The sequence below is a fragment of the Mucilaginibacter paludis DSM 18603 genome (genome assembly GCF_000166195.2).
GTDB classification, from domain to species: Bacteria; Bacteroidota; Bacteroidia; order Sphingobacteriales; family Sphingobacteriaceae; genus Mucilaginibacter; species Mucilaginibacter paludis.
In genome coordinates this window covers 5,104,994-5,120,672 of the sequence record NZ_CM001403.1, presented here as the reverse complement: position 1 = coordinate 5,120,672, position 15,679 = coordinate 5,104,994, and the positions used below count along the sequence as shown (strand labels likewise).

General features: G+C 41.8%; 14 protein-coding genes. 12 read left to right on the top strand and 2 right to left on the bottom strand.

The window, feature by feature from the left end; translation table 11 throughout:
* Positions 1–156: 156 nt before the first annotated feature.
* The 6 genes from mutL (at position 157) to MUCPA_RS21655 (ending at position 7,227) form a co-directional block, all read left to right on the top strand.
* On the top strand, positions 157–2,013 hold the full coding sequence (mutL, locus tag MUCPA_RS21680) for a DNA mismatch repair endonuclease MutL (protein WP_008509338.1): 1,857 nt from the start codon (positions 157–159) through the stop codon (positions 2,011–2,013).
* Between the two features lie 22 nt (positions 2,014–2,035).
* Positions 2,036–2,755: a rhomboid family intramembrane serine protease gene (locus MUCPA_RS21675; RefSeq protein WP_008509334.1), complete on the top strand. Its 720-nt coding sequence runs from the start codon at positions 2,036–2,038 to the stop codon at positions 2,753–2,755.
* Between the two features lie 28 nt (positions 2,756–2,783).
* Positions 2,784–3,650: a rhomboid family protein gene (locus MUCPA_RS21670; protein WP_008509332.1), complete on the top strand. Its 867-nt coding sequence runs from the start codon at positions 2,784–2,786 to the stop codon at positions 3,648–3,650.
* Positions 3,634–4,743 carry an endonuclease/exonuclease/phosphatase family protein gene (locus MUCPA_RS21665; protein WP_008509331.1) on the top strand — a complete coding sequence of 370 codons (1,110 nt, stop codon included), beginning with the start codon at positions 3,634–3,636 and terminating at the stop codon, positions 4,741–4,743. The genes MUCPA_RS21670 and MUCPA_RS21665 overlap by 17 nt, the downstream gene beginning before the upstream one ends.
* Positions 4,744–4,790: 47 nt before the next feature.
* Positions 4,791–6,251 (top strand): cysteine--tRNA ligase, encoded by a 1,461-nt coding sequence (cysS, locus tag MUCPA_RS21660; RefSeq protein ID WP_008509329.1) that lies wholly within the window; start codon positions 4,791–4,793, stop codon positions 6,249–6,251.
* A 118-nt stretch (positions 6,252–6,369) separates the two neighbouring features.
* Positions 6,370–7,227 carry a DUF4440 domain-containing protein gene (locus MUCPA_RS21655; RefSeq protein ID WP_008509328.1) on the top strand — a complete coding sequence of 286 codons (858 nt, stop codon included), beginning with the start codon at positions 6,370–6,372 and terminating at the stop codon, positions 7,225–7,227.
* Positions 7,228–7,615: 388 nt separating this feature from the next.
* Here the strand turns inward: MUCPA_RS21655 and MUCPA_RS21650 are convergent, their stop codons facing one another.
* The gene (locus MUCPA_RS21650) at positions 7,616–9,580 is read right to left on the bottom strand and encodes a KUP/HAK/KT family potassium transporter (RefSeq protein WP_008509327.1); all 1,965 of its coding nucleotides are present in this window, start codon (positions 9,578–9,580) and stop codon (positions 7,616–7,618) included.
* Between the two features lie 194 nt (positions 9,581–9,774).
* On the opposite strand from MUCPA_RS21650, the gene MUCPA_RS36320 reads away from it, so the two are divergent.
* The 4 genes from MUCPA_RS36320 (at position 9,775) to bcp (ending at position 13,167) form a co-directional block, all read left to right on the top strand.
* Positions 9,775–10,284, top strand: a complete 510-nt coding sequence (locus MUCPA_RS36320) for a T9SS type A sorting domain-containing protein (protein WP_008509326.1) — start codon at positions 9,775–9,777, stop codon at positions 10,282–10,284.
* Between the two features lie 87 nt (positions 10,285–10,371).
* The gene (locus MUCPA_RS21640; protein WP_008509325.1) at positions 10,372–10,983 is read left to right on the top strand and encodes a fumarylacetoacetate hydrolase family protein; all 612 of its coding nucleotides are present in this window, start codon (positions 10,372–10,374) and stop codon (positions 10,981–10,983) included.
* Positions 10,980–12,704 (top strand): M23 family metallopeptidase, encoded by a 1,725-nt coding sequence (locus MUCPA_RS21635; RefSeq protein ID WP_008509324.1) that lies wholly within the window; start codon positions 10,980–10,982, stop codon positions 12,702–12,704. Before MUCPA_RS21640 ends, MUCPA_RS21635 begins: the two co-directional genes overlap by 4 nt.
* Before the next feature lies 1 nt (position 12,705).
* Positions 12,706–13,167 carry a thioredoxin-dependent thiol peroxidase gene (gene bcp / locus MUCPA_RS21630; protein ID WP_008509323.1) on the top strand — a complete coding sequence of 154 codons (462 nt, stop codon included), beginning with the start codon at positions 12,706–12,708 and terminating at the stop codon, positions 13,165–13,167.
* 252 nt (positions 13,168–13,419) lie between these two features.
* On the opposite strand, the gene MUCPA_RS21625 is transcribed toward bcp, so the two are convergent.
* Entirely contained in the window at positions 13,420–13,833 is a 414-nt protein-coding gene (locus MUCPA_RS21625; RefSeq protein WP_008509322.1) for an EamA family transporter, read from the bottom strand.
* A 235-nt stretch (positions 13,834–14,068) separates the two neighbouring features.
* On the opposite strand from MUCPA_RS21625, the gene MUCPA_RS21620 reads away from it, so the two are divergent.
* Positions 14,069–14,623 (top strand): RNA polymerase sigma factor, encoded by a 555-nt coding sequence (locus MUCPA_RS21620; protein ID WP_008509321.1) that lies wholly within the window; start codon positions 14,069–14,071, stop codon positions 14,621–14,623.
* 44 nt (positions 14,624–14,667) lie between these two features.
* Complete coding sequence (locus MUCPA_RS21615; protein ID WP_008509320.1) at positions 14,668–15,651, top strand: hypothetical protein; 984 nt, start codon at positions 14,668–14,670, stop codon at positions 15,649–15,651.
* The last annotated feature ends 28 nt before the right edge of the window (positions 15,652–15,679 follow it).

Below are 15,679 nucleotides of genomic sequence, written 5' to 3'. Positions count from 1 at the left end.
CGGTAAGCCATTGGAGTATTTGGTATTATTAGTGATAGAATCGATTATTTATTAACCATGATGTCATTTCAGGGTATAACACACATCAACCGGTAAAGTTGTGACATCATTTTTCTAAATTAGCAACGAAATTGAAATTGAAGGGAATTTTTTTAAATGTCTGATATAATCCAACTTTTACCCGACTCGGTTGCCAACCAAATTGCGGCGGGCGAGGTGGTGCAGCGACCTGCATCAGCGGTAAAAGAACTTGTTGAAAACGCCATAGATGCCGGGGCCGATAAAATACAATTGATACTCAAGGACGCCGGAAAATCATTGATACAGGTTATTGATAATGGTTGCGGCATGAGCCTTACCGATGCCCGTATGTGTTTTGAGCGCCACGCAACATCCAAAATACGGAAGGCCGAAGATTTGTTTGCCATCCGCACTATGGGTTTCCGCGGCGAGGCCATGGCATCCATAGCGGCTATTGCCCAGGTTGAACTCAAAACCCGCCGCTTTGAGGATGAACTGGGTACGCTGATAGAAATTGAAGGCTCGCAAGTGATTAAACAAGAAGCCTGCTCATGTAATGCGGGCACTTCTATTTGTATTAAAAACCTGTTTTATAATATACCGGCACGCCGAAACTTTTTAAAAGGCAACCCGGTAGAGATGCGGCATATTATTGACGAGTTTCAGCGGGTGGCATTGGCTAATCCGCAGATATTTTTCACCATGCACCACGACGGGCAGGAGGTTTATCATTTACCTGCCGCCAGTTTAAAGCAACGCATCATTCACCTGCTGGGCAATCAATATAACCAGCGGCTGGTTCCGGTTGAAGAGGATACCTCCATCATCAACCTGCGCGGTTATGTAGGTAAACCTGAGTTTGCACGGAAAACGCGTGGCGAGCAGTTCTTTTTTGTGAACAACCGCTTTATCAAGGATGCCTACCTTAACCACGCCGTAATGACGGCTTTTGAAGAGCTGCTGCCGGAAGAGAGCTATCCTTTGTATGTGCTTTTTATCGATATCGATCCATCTAAAATTGACATCAACGTTCATCCTACTAAAACGGAGATCAAATATCAGGATGAAAAATCCATTTATGCCATCATCCGCTCGGCGGTAAAAAGATCGTTAGGGCGCTATAACATCACGCCTACTATCGACTTTGACCAGGAGAACAGCATCGAACACCTGATCACTGCTAAGCCTTTTGAAGAGATTGTAGCACCCAGCATTACTTTTAATCCGGATTTCAATCCCTTTGCTCCGGAAAAAACCGCACGGCCCGATCCTGCTTTCAGAAATTATGGCGATTATCAAAAATCGGCCATCCCTCAGAACTGGGATACACTTTACCAGATCAGCCAAAGAGATACTGCGCAACAGCAGCAAATGGATATCGACCGGCAAAAAGTTGAAATTAACGAGGAGCAGATCAGCAAATCGAGCGAGCGGCAGTTGTTTCAAATTCATAACCGGTTCATCCTGTCGCAAATTAAATCGGGCTTTATGTTGGTTAATCAGCAGGCCGCGCACGAAAGGGTACTGTACGAACGTTTTTTACAGCAGTTGGAAAATCACTCTGGCGTTAGCCAGCAAACCCTTTTCCCCCAGAGTATTACCTTTAATGCCGCCGATTTTGAACTTTTAAGAGAACTGTTGCCTGATGTAAGGGCTTTGGGTTTTGATGTACGCGAATTCGGCAAAAATACCGTTGTTGTGGAAGGGATACCCGCCGAGTTGCACAATGCCAACGAGCATGCCCTGCTTGAACATTTGTTAGAAGGTTTTAAAAACAACCAAGCTGTTTTAAAGTTAGATAAGCGTGATAATTTGGCACGATCGTTAGCGCGAAATGCGGCTCTTAAGGCTGGAACGAGACTATCGCTCGAAGAAATGAACATCCTGATAGATCAGTTGTTTGCCTGCCAGATGCCTAATATATCGTTAAGCGGCAAACCAATAATTATTACTTTTACGCTAACAGAGCTTTTAGAGAAGTTTGAAAAATAAGAACGGTTATATATAAAAATATATGAGTTACTACAGGCAGTCGCCATTCGCCAATTTAACACCGGTGGTGAAAAATTTACTGATCATCAATGTTATTTTTTACCTGGCAACTTGGGTGTTGCATCGCGTTAATATCGACCTGGTTGTTCCACTATCAGCATTCTATTTTGATTCATCCTTGTTTAAACCATGGCAGGTAATCACTTATATGTTTATGCACGACCCTACCAGTTTGTGGCACATTCTGTTTAACATGTTTGCGCTTTACGTTTTCGGGCCCACGTTAGAACATACGATGGGGTCGAAACGCTTTTTTAATTTCTATTTTATTACAGGTATTGGCGCACTCCTCACTAATATGCTTGTTCAGGCCATACAAATTCACAGCATGACAGGCGCTTTCACGGTGACAGACTGGAATAGTATTATGGGATCGCCGGTGTATGAAAAATTAAGAGAAATATACGGCACACCAATTTTAGGGGCTTCTGGCGCCATATTTGGTTTGCTGGTTGCTTTTGGGATGTTGTTTCCAAATGTGGAACTTTTAATTATGTTTATCCCTATCCCGGTTAAGGCCAAGTATGTTGTAATTGGCTATGTTTTGGTAGAATTATTCTCAGGATTTGGGCAGTTTACTGGCGACTCCGTAGCCCATTTTGCACATCTGGGCGGCGCGTTGTTTGGCTTCATCATGATCAAAATATGGGGCTTAAACAATCGTGACAATTATTACAATTAATTTTTGTTATATTACCTATCATTAATTTATGAGCACTCTTTGGGAAGAAATAAAATTTAAAGTAATCCACTCCGGAAGCAGGTTGAACCTGCTGATTGGTATTAACGTAGCCGTTTTTTTGATATTGGGCCTGATATACGTTTTTGAGTTATTAACTACTAAGCAGGCTTTTCTTTACGATTTTTTGTCACGCTACTTGTTGTTGCCTTCCTATCTGCCTAAACTGGCAACCAGATTCTGGACACCCTTTACCTACATGTTTATGCACGGCGGTATTCTACATCTGCTGTTTAATATGCTCTGGTTTTTTTGGATAGGACAGATTTTTGAAGAATACCTCGGCGGGAAAAAACTGATCACCCTTTATATTTTAGGTGGCTTGGCAGGAGCTTTAGTTTACGTGGTAGCCTATAATGTTTTCCCGCTTTTTACCGAAGTGAAAGAAACAGCAAACACAGTGGGCGCTACTGCGTCTGTTATGGCCGTTATAGTGGGTACAGCCACCTTACTGCCAGACTATACCATATCCATGATGTTTTTTGGGGCGGTTAAATTAAAGTGGCTCGCTATAGTTTATATTTTATTTGATCTGCTCAGCATTGTTGGCCCCAACGCCGGTGGCGAATTTGCCCATCTGGGTGGAGCCTTGCTCGGTTTTATTTATATTAAACAGCTGCGCAACGGCCACGATTGGGGAGGCAGTATCGAAAAGGTGCTTCAGCCCAAATCAAAATTGAAGATAGCGGTTAAAAACCTTTCTAAAAACACCAACACTAAACCACGCGAAGAAGAGGTTGACCTGATCTTAGATAAGATATCCAAATCCGGGTACGACAGCCTGAGCAGGCAGGAAAAGGAAATATTATTCAGAGCAAGCGATGGTGACAAAAACTAAAAGCAGAATTGTTTTTTTCGACAAAATTTTTCTGTTTTGTAATTATGGCGTGGCGGCTTGTATTTTAATAAGCTACCTTGCTCCTTTTACTGATCCTGCTTTTTTTTGGCCAGTGGCTCTTTTTGGCCTGGCTTATCCACCCCTGTTGTTACTTAACGCCCTATTTGTACTTTATTGGTTATTACGGTTTAAAAAGTACATTCTGATATCCTTATGTAGCATCCTGTTAGGCTACAGCATACTTCAAAAAAATATCGGTTTCCATAGCACAACACAGGATACCCCGAAAGCCAGGCCAGAGCAAATCAGGATGATGGCCTACAATGTACATAGCTTTTCAAACGCGCAAACCAATGCCTCAAGCGCCCAGCAGATAGTGAGTTTGGTTAGAGAGCAACAGCCTGATTTTATTAATATGGAGGAGTTTTACTCGTTCGCCAAAGGTAAGTTTGCCATGTGCGATTCTATTAAAGCGGCACTCCAAACCCCATACTATTTCTACCAACCCTTTAGCGGAACCCTTGCAGCTGGCGGCGGATTGGCTATCTTTTCAAAATTCCCCATCATTCACCAGGGGGTGATCAGGCTAACGCAAGATTACAGCGACACGAAAGCTATTTTTATCGACGTAAAAAAAGACGACAAGATATTCAGGGTATACTGCGTGCATTTACAATCCTTTTTGCTAACAGCGGAAGACCACGTTTATATGGACAGCGTATCGCAAAAAGGAAAAACGAATATCCGCTCATCTAAACGCATCGTTAGCAAATTAAAGGCTGCTTTTATACACCGCAGCGCCCAGGTTACTATGATGAAGGACCATATGGCTCAGTGCCCTTACCCTTATATCGTTGCCGGTGATTTTAATGATACGCCCTCGTCATACGCTGTTAACCAAATGTCGAAGGGTATTAAAAATGCTTTCAGGGAAAAAGGCCGCGGACTGGGCAGAACCTATAATGGCGATATCCCCAACTATCAAATTGACTATATTTTAGTAAGCCCTCAATTTGATGTACTCAATTATACAGTGATCGAAAAAAAGCTATCCGATCATTACCCTATCCGCAGTGATTTATTGCTCAAGTAAAATAGAGCCGATAATTCACTGTTTACCGAAAATATGTAAGTTTGCGCATGGAACAAAAATTATTTGTTTACAATACATTAACACGAAAAAAAGAAGAATTTAAACCGTTAAATGCCCCGCATGTGGGTATGTACGTTTGCGGGCCAACCGTTTATAGTGATGTTCACCTGGGCAATTGCCGTACTTTTATCTCGTTTGACCTGATATTCAGATACCTTACCCATTTGGGTTACCAGGTACGTTATGTGCGTAACATTACCGACGCCGGTCACCTGGAAGGCGATGCCGACGAGGGTGAAGACAAAATTTCAAAAAAAGCCAAAATAGCCAAGCTGGAGCCGATGGAAATTGTACAAAGGTACACCGTAGGTTTCCATGAGATTATGCAGGTTTTTAATGCTTTACCACCCAGCATAGAGCCTACAGCTACCGGCCATATTATTGAACAGATTGAGCTGGTTAAGCTAATACTGGAAAAAGGGTTTGCGTACGAGGTTGACGGGAGTGTATATTTTGATGTGGAGAAATATAATGCCACCCAGGATTATGGCATACTTAACGGCCGTAACCTGGACGACCTGCTTAATAATACCCGCACCCTTGGTGGGCAAGACGACAAACATGGCAAACTTGACTTTGCCCTCTGGATAAAAGCCAAGCCTGAACATTTAATGAAATGGCCTTCACCCTGGGGCCTTGGCTTTCCGGGCTGGCATTTGGAGTGCTCGGCCATGAGCCATAAATACCTCGGTGAACAATTTGATATTCACGGCGGCGGCATCGACCTGATGCCCACGCACCATACTAACGAAATAGCTCAAAATGTGGCAAGCTGCGGCAAAAATCCGGCTTTATACTGGATCCATACAAATATGCTGACCGTTAACGGGCAAAAAATGTCAAAATCATTGGGTAATAGCTTTTTGCCTCATGAATTATTTGCCGGTACACACAGCTTGCTCACCAAAGGCTACAGCCCCATGACGGTGCGCTTTTTTATGATGCAGGCACATTACCGCAGCACACTCGATTTTTCGAATGAGGCCATGGAAGCGTCGGAAAAAGGTTTTAAAAGGCTCATGAATGCCTTTGCTTTGGTAAACGGATTAAAGGCTTCGGCAGAAAGCGACGTTAACGTAGCAGAATTGCAAAGCAAGTGCTACGCCGCTATCAACGATGATTTTAACAGCCCGGTATTAATTGCCGAATTGTTTGAAATTTCGAAGATAGTTAACTCGGTACACGATGGAAAATTGAAAATAGATCAAAATAATTTACAATTGCTGCAAAACATAATGCAGCACTTTGTGGTTGACATACTTGGTTTAAAAGACGAACAGGCCGCCAACGAAGAATTGCCTAAAGTGATCGACTTTATTATTAATTTACGCAGCGAAGCCAAAAAGAACATGGATTACGCTACCTCTGATAAAATACGAATAGGCCTTCAACAGATTGGCTTCCAACTCAAAGACAGCAAAGAGGGCACCACCTGGAGTAAAATATAATCTGGATAAAAAGCTATTTTAATTATTATATCACAAATATCAACCAATTACGTTAACATATCAACTGCATAACTTACTTTATGCAGCAACAGTAATTTGATACCACAATCTTATCTCTATGAAGAAAATATTTGCAACATCTATCCTATTTACATGCCTTTCAGGCTTAGCTTTAGCTCAAAAAGCCGAAGTTAAAACAGTTGTTGAAGCGGAACAATCGTTCGATAAAACAGTAGCCAAAAAAGGTATTAAAGACGGATTTTTATCGGTAGTTGATGATGAAGCTATTGTTTTCAAACCCAATGCCGTTAACGCTAAGGATTTTTATGGCAATATTGATAAACAGCCGGGCATTTTAAGCTGGCAGCCCAAACTTGCGCGTATTTCGGCCAATGGCGACCTGGCGTTTACCGCGGGCCCTTACATTTATCAGAACAATAAAAGCGATACGGATAAAGTATACGGCCACTATGTTTCTATATGGAGGGTTAACAGCGAAAACAAACTAAAATTATTGATTGACCTTGGCGTACAGCATCCTGAACCGGAACAAGAAGAGGTAACCGATTTTAAAGATCCTGAAGCGAGTGTTACCCCACCAAGTAAAGATCCTTTTAAGCCTAAAAGAGTTATCTTAGCTACCGACGAGCAGTTTAACCATTCGCTGTCGCTATCGGCCTTAGCAGCTTACAAGGAGTTTCTGGATCCTGAAGCTCATTATTATTTTCCTGGTTTTGAACCCGCTACAGGCAAAGATAAAATCATGAAATTCATTAACAACGAGGGGATATCCATCGTTGCTAAAACCACAAGCGCAGGCCGCGCCGTAAGTAACGACCTGGCCTATACTTACGGGGTAGCACAAATTAAAAAAGGCAATATCGTAAACGATTATAACTATGTGCGCATCTGGGATATAGATCAGAACCACAGGTGGAATATTTTGCTGGAGATATTCTCGGCGGTAGAAAAGTAGTTTGCCTTAATAAAGTGCGCTTAAATGCCCCTATTTTGAATGGGAGTGCTTTGTTAAAAACGTATTTCAAAAGATAGCAAAAACTCATTAATACAGGCATCCGGCTCATAACCGGGTGCTTTTTTATTGACATCACATAACAGTGATCATAACTGGTCTTCTTTTCGATACCCAGGCTTCTACCACTGATTAGCGTTGCCAAAGCGAATAATCTCATCACCTGTAGTGAGGCGTGATATCCGACGTACTCTACGCGGGCAAGGCTCAAATACTATCACCTGGAATTGGCAGGGTTTAAAATCAAAAGCCATAATTAATATGGGCCACTAAAACAAAAGAGCCGAAAGTTTAAACTCCCGGCTCTTTATTTTGGTATCTTATTCTCCTCCTAACTTCGTATCCTTCTTTTCAGTTCAACACTATCCGGATCAGCCAACAACAAGGGCACCTTTTCAACGGTAACAAAGCTAAGGTCGAGGCCAAAACTGCGTTCCTCGGAAAGACTGGCTTTTTTGAGCAGGAAATAATAGTTCATGATAGATTTTTCGTACAACGAGAGGTTATGTGACCTTGAAAGAATTTTCTCCAGCACGATGAAACGGAAATCGCCAACAATTTTGTGCCTGTTTAACGATTTATACTGGCTCGTAATATCCACTTCTCCATTCTTCACCAAGTCTTCAACCACTTTACGGAACAGTAAATTTACCCCCTGATCAACTCTAAAACCTAATTTAAAATCCACCCTGATCAGTTTATTAGGTATCAGAAAGTTTACATCATACTCGCGTACGTGGGGTTCGTCCATTACATTAACGTGTACAAGCCAGTACACATCGGCGCGTTTAGGCTGCTTTTGTAAAATGGAGTAAATAATTTTCGATTCGATCTCCGAATCAAAATTGGCGCTGGTTAAGTAAACCAGTTGCGATGCATATTTAGGCACCGATTCGTCGTCGCTTAACTCCTTAATGATCGGGAAATAATCACTGATCTCAATAAATTTAACATACCGGTTCCTGATTTTGCGTGCTGTATGCCACGACCACATCACCGAGAATAATATAGCACCCACCGTTAAGGTAAACCACCCGCCATGAACAAACTTAACCATGTTGCTCATCAGGAAGGTACCTTCGATGGAGATATAGATGGCCAGAAACAGCCATATCATATAAGAAGGCACATTTTTAGCTTTCAAAAATTTAGATACCAAAATGGTGGTCATCAACATGGCAATGGTAATGCTCAAACCATAGGCAGCCTCCATATGCTCGGAGTGCTCAAATAAGGCCACCACCACCAGGCAGCCTGCCCACAGCAACCAGTTAACGCTGGGCACATACAATTGTCCGCGCTCGTTAGTAGGGTAAATTATTTTTAGTTTGGGCCAAAGGTTTAGCCTCACCGCTTCGGCTATAAGTGTGAATGATCCAGAAATAAGGGCCTGGCTGGCAATTACCGCGGCCACGGTAGCAATACCAATACCATAAATTAAAAACCATCCGGGCATAATCTGGTAAAATGGATTCAAATGCACGGTGTGCGGGCCATCCATGCGGTAGAGCGTTTCGCCCTCGTGTTGCACCAGCCATGCCCCCTGCCCCAGGTAGTTTAATATCAAACAGGTTTTAACATAAATCCAGCTGACCTGTATATTAGGACGGCCGCAATGGCCCAGGTCGGAGTATAAAGCTTCGGCACCGGTAGTACACAAAAACACGGCGCCCAGGATGATAAACGAATTAGGATTAGTGATGAGTAAATGAACAGCATAATAAGGATTAAGCGCCATGATAACAGACGGCACATTCACAATATGACTAATGCCTAATACCCCCATCATAGAGAACCATAAAAACATGATGGGTCCAAAGCCTTTACCTACAAATGAGGTACCAAACCTTTGGATCAAAAATAATCCCGTTAATATGGCTACTACGATATAGATGGTAGGGAGATGCGGATAAAGGATATCCAAACCCTCAATGGCCGACGATACCGTAATAGGTGGCGTAATAATGCCGTCGGCCAATAATGCGCAGCCCCCGATAACTGCCGGGATAAGCAACCACTTTGCCCTGCGGCGCACTAAGGAAAATAACGAGAAAATGCCCCCCTCACCCTTGTTATCCGCCCTTAGCGTTATCACTACGTATTTTAAAGTTGTTTGTAGTGTAAGGGTCCAAAAAATGAGGGAAATTCCTCCAAATATCAGGTCCGCGGTAATGGCTTGCTTACCAACTATGGCGGTAAATACATATAAAGGCGAGGTACCAATGTCACCGTATATAATGCCTAAACTAATGAGCACACCAGCAGCAGATAGCTTACTAAAATTATTCTGTGACATTCAAATATGTAGAAATATGATATATTATTAAACTTATCGATCTTTTTTACGTATACTACATTAAGTGAGTATTTCTTGTTTGTTAGTGTTTGCCTTTTAGTGTTAAATTATGTTAAAAATACACATATGGCTTAATACAAACTAAATCAAAGCAAGTTTATTTATACTTTTGCGTTCAATTATAAATGTAATTAATGAGGAACATCTACTATTTAGCCTATTCATTTCTTCTGATACTCGCATTGGCGTGCAGCAGAAATTATGCTATGGCTGATGGTAAAAAACCCCAACGATCCGACACGACGAAAATAGTCAAAGTATTTACAAATAAAAACGATAAATCTTACCTGAAAAACGGTATCAAAATAGCGCTGCCACCCTTAAAACCAGATGTTACCATATACGGTAATAAAACATCGCTCACCAAATTTGAAACCGATAAGTTATTATCTAACGTCCAGGTGTTCCCCAATCCAATTACCGATCAAATTAACCTGCGCTACTACGTGGCCAAAAACACCAATGTGTCCATCAAAATAATGGATGTTTTAGGTAACGTCGTGGTCACCCTGTTTTCGCAGCGGGTTGATCCGGGTGAGCAAAAGTTTACGTATAACCTTAATAACAAACTATCAAGCGGCTTCTATTTTGTGCGGATGGTAGTTGGTACCGAGTCGGTCATTAAAAAAATCTCCATACTGTAATAAACTTTTTATATACAGTCCCGTTCTTTTAAGTGAAGAGCAGAGCTTTATTTTTTAGCTTTGGCTGATATAAATTGGAGTTTTAACATGAAGATAATAGCCATAGGCCGTAATTATGCCGAGCATGCCAAAGAATTAAATAACCCTGTACCCGCTGTGCCGGTCATTTTTATGAAGCCGGATACCGCCTTGCTAAAAGACAACAAGCCCTTTTATCATCCCGACTTTTCGCAGGATATTCATCACGAAATTGAAATTGTACTCAAAATAAGTAAAGAGGGTAAAAACATCAGCGAAAAATTTGCTTCCGGTTATTTTGAGGAGATAGGCCTGGGCATCGATTTTACAGCACGCGATATCCAAAGCCGCCACAAGGAAAAGGGCCTGCCCTGGGAGTTAGCCAAATCTTTTGATAGCTCCGCCCCGGTAAGCAATTTTGTACCCAAATCAAAATTTACCAACTTGTATAACCTCAGCTTCAAACTGGATATTAACGGACAAACCAGGCAACAAGGGAGCACCCATGATCTGCTTTTTTCGTTCGAGCAAATCATCGCTTTTGTATCAGGCTATATTACCCTGAAAAAAGGCGACCTGATATTTACCGGCACTCCGCCGGGTGTATCCAAAGTTGCCATAGGCGACCATCTGGAGGGATATTTAGAAACTGAAAAACTACTTGACTTTGATATAAAGTGATCATTAAACATACCATCATTTACCTTTTGCTCATCCTCGGTTTAAATTTAAAAACACAGGCCCAGGATATTGTTCAAACTCATCAATACCCTAAGGATTTTTTTCGCTATCCGCTGGAGCTGCCCCCCACCACGGCCGGCTCATTTGGCGAGCTGCGCTCCAATCACTTCCACTCGGGGCTCGATTTTAAAACCAACCAGCGCACCGGCTACCCTGTTCATGCCGCTTTTGATGGCTATATTTCGAGGCTGCGCATACAGTACGGCGGCTTTGGCAGGGCTGTATATATTACGCACCCCAACGGCTTCACCACGGTATATGGGCACCTGGAACGCTTAGCCCCCGAACTTGCCAAAATTGTGCGCGACTACCAGTACCAACAACAAACTTATGAGGCTGATATCACCCTGCTACCCTTACAAGTGCAGGTAATTAAGGGCCAGGTTGTAGCATGGTCGGGCAACGCGGGCGCTTCGGCTGGGCCACATGTACATTTTGAGATCAGGGATGCCAGTACCCAGGAAACCATCAATCCTCAGTTATTTGGATTAACCATTCCTGATAAAGTACCACCAACCATAACGGCATTGTATGCCTATCACTTAAATGGCAACCCTTTTAGCGAAAAAACGCCAAAGGAATATTATCCTGTGGCAGGATCTGGTGCTAACTATCACCTCACTACTCCGGCGATAATTAATTTAAGCGGCGAAATCGGTTTTGGCATTTCTACTTTCGACCGGAACAGCACGTCATTAAATAAAAATGGTGCTTATTCTATCCAGCTCAAGGTTGATGATAAACTGGTTTATACATTCGCGGTTGAACGTTTCGCTTTTGATCAAACTCATGCTATAAACGCGCATATTGATTTTCCGGCTTATTTAAGCACCGGACGCGAAATCCAGAAGAGCTTTATTTTACCGGGAAATAAAATATCGGTTTACCCGCAGTCGGAAAACCGTGGCATTATTACTTTTAATGATGACGCCATCCACCAGGTGGAATACATTGTGCGCGATGTGGCGGGCAATACCTCAACGCTCAAATTTAGAGTAAAATCAAAACCTATTTCAGAGCAGATCCTTACCGACAGGCCACCAGGCGTATTATTTAAATACGATCAGAAAAATGAGTTTGCCTTTGATAAAGTCAGGGTGATTATCCCACAGGGAAACCTGTACGATGACCTGTACTTTAATTATGCAGCGCTACCGCGAAAGCCGGGCGGACATTCGCCGGTTTATCGCATTCACAACCGTTTCACCCCTATTCATGATAGTTATGAACTTTGGATAAAGCCCGACAGCGATATGACAGCGGCCCTTGCGGATAAGGCGGTTATTGTAAGCACATCGGGCGTTTGCGAAGGAGGCGTTTATGCCAACGGCTATATCAAAGCCAGTTGCCGCGCCTTTGGAGATTACTACGTGCGAATTGATACCCTTGCTCCGGTGATAACTCCGCTGAACATCACCGATGGTAAAAACATGACCATTGCCAAAAGCATTATGCTGAAGATGAGCGATAACCTATCGGGCGTTAAATCATACAACGGAAAAATAGACGGGAAGTGGGTATTGATGGAGTTGGACTATAAAACCAAAATTTTAAGCTATACCTTTGACGAAAGCATAAAGACCGGCAAACATGTTTTTACATTAGCTGTTGCTGATAATAAAAATAATCTTTCACAATTTACTGCTAATTTTTACCGATAACATGGCAACATTAAACGAAGGCGAAAAAGCCCCCGACTTTACAGCAAAAAATCAAAATGGCGAGGAGATTTCCTTATCTGATTACAAAGGCAAAAATGTAATCCTTTACTTTTATCCTAAAGATGACACCCCGGGCTGTACTGCCGAAGCCTGTAGTTTCAGGGATAACTATCAATCTTTGCTCCAACAGGGCTTTGAAGTGATAGGTGTAAGTACAGACGATGAAAAATCGCACAAAAAATTCGAAAGCAAATACAACCTGCCCTTCGCGTTGATAGCCGACGATGAGAAAAAGATAGTGGAAGACTATGGTGTTTGGGTTGAAAAAAACATGTACGGCAAAACCTATATGGGCACTGCGAGAACCACGTTTTTAATTGGCCCTGACGGTATTATCAAAAACATTATTCGCAAGGTTGATACTAAAAACTCATCGCAACAGATATTGGATTTGCTGAGTTAGTTACTGGTTATTGAGTTACTGGGCTACTAAGTTATTTGGCTGAGTTAGTTACTGGTTATTGGATTCATAGTTGTTAGGCAATTACCTTGTAATTGAGTTATTAATCATTAATAAGTGTTAAGGTTATCATCCAGAGCTGTGTGGTAATTAAAACCTATCCGAACAAATAAAAATCGGCATTGGATAGCTAAACTTATAACTCAGGTCGGGGAACCGAATAACCATAATTCAGTAACCAAATAACAAACATATCTACAAAATAAGTACAAAAGTACCTCCAACAATCATGAGTGCGCCGATGGCTGATTTCCAGGTGAGTTGCTCGCCTAAAAACACCACGGATAATAAAATGGCCAGCGCTACGCTCAATTTATCAATAGGTGCCACCTGCGATACCTTACCCAGTTGCAGTGCCCTAAAGTAAAATATCCACGACAGGCCGGTAGCGCATCCCGAAAGGATTAAAAAAAGCCAGTTTTGTTTACTAAGGTTGGCTATGGAGTGTTCGCCACCTTTAAATAGCACAATGCCCCAAGCCAGTATGAGTATAATTACAGTGCGTATGGCTGTAGCCAGGTCGGTATCCATATTCTTGATACCCATTTTGGCAAAAATGGCTGTAAGCGCTGCAAAAAAAGCCGAAAGTAAAGCATATATCCACCACATCAATTTTATAATTTAATTAAAGATACTGTGTTTAATTTTATTGCCTGGCAACAAGGCTATATTAATGAAACAATATGTAAACAATCTGTGTATTTAACTAAAACTGGTAAAACGGCATTAAAGTTTTATGATGTTATTGATACCGTAAAAAGCTATTGCAAAGAGGATAACATTGTTATATTTGTATAAAATACAACGTGTGTTTAAACGTTAAAAAAAAATTAATACCTAATTCATGTCTAATCAGGTTGATGATGCAGAGATACTGGAGAAATTCCAGAATGAAAAAACAAGGAACGAGGCATTTAACCTGTTGCTGAAAAAATATCAGCAAAAAATATACTGGCACATTCGGCGTATGGTTATTAACCACGACGATGCTGATGACCTGGTGCAGGATGTATTTGTAAAAGTATGGAAAAGCCTGCTGGGTTTTCGTAGCGATGCGCAGTTATACACATGGATGTATCGCATTGCCACCAATGAGTGTATTACTTTTTTAAACCGTAAAAAGTTAAAAAACAATGTTCCTCTGGACGACGTTGCATTCGAGCTATCAGAAACGCTGGCCGATTCCAGCTATTTTGATGGGGACAAGGCCCAGATGAAGTTACAAAAGGCATTGTTAACATTGCCCGAGAAGCAAAAACTGGTGTTCAACATGAAATATTACGATGAAATGAAGTACGAAGAAATGTCGGAAGTGCTGGGCACAAGCGTTGGCGCGCTCAAATCATCGTTCCATTTGGCAGTAAAAAAAATTGAGGCATTTTTATTGGCGGAAGATTAAAATCCGATTAAACCTTTTGCTAATTAATTCATCTATACAGGGTAATGAATGACGAAAGAGAAAATAGGGAATGGATTAACGAGTACCAAACGCTAAAGCTGGTTAACCCGGCTAACGCGTTTAAAGTACCGGAGAACTATTTCGAAGAAATGGAGGGCCGGATTATGGACAGCATTCGTTTATCAGAGCTAAAAAAATCCATCCCATCCGAAGGATTGGTGGTACCAGCAAACTATTTTAATGAATTAACAAATCAGATCGAAAGCCGCGTAAAGATAGCCGAAGCGCTTAATCAAACACAAGAATTTAGCGTTCCTGAGAATTATTTTGATGAATTGGCAAGCCATATTCAAAGCCGGGTTAATATCGAAGAAGCTTTAAATAACAGCAACAACTTTACAGTTCCCGAAAATTATTTCGACGACCTGTCGGCCAACATTCAGAGCCGTATTGCCATTGACGACCTTTTGAATAAGGAGCACGGTTTTACAGTGCCCGAAAATTATTTTGATGATTTAACGGAAGGTATTGAAAGCAGGTTGGCTATTGATGAACTTTTGAACGCCGGCCAGGGCTTTACTGTACCTGAAAATTATTTTGATGAATTAACTGGCAATATCCAAAGCCGCCTGGCAATTGAAGAAATTGTAGGCAGCGAAAAGGGATTCACCGTTCCCGAAAACTATTTTGCCGGTCTGGAAAACCGTATTTTACAAAATGTGGTTACTACAGCGCCGCCTAAGCAACAAAAAGGGGTGATCAGGAAAATCTGGTCTACTTCAGTTTTCAAGTACGCTTCAGCTGCATGTTTTTCGTTGCTGATAGGAGGAGCGGTTTTTATGAGCGAGTTTAACAACAAGGAGATCCGTAACCGTTCCGATTTGCATAGGGCTCTTTCAAAAGTTCCGGCAAGCGATATCGAAACCTATTTACAGCTTAACGGAGATGCCCCGACGTTAATGGAAAATGCGGACCCCAATACTTTAAATACCTTGTCGTCCGAGAGTGACCAGGGAGAAATAAATTAATAATAACCGTATTAAGACATGGTTATCA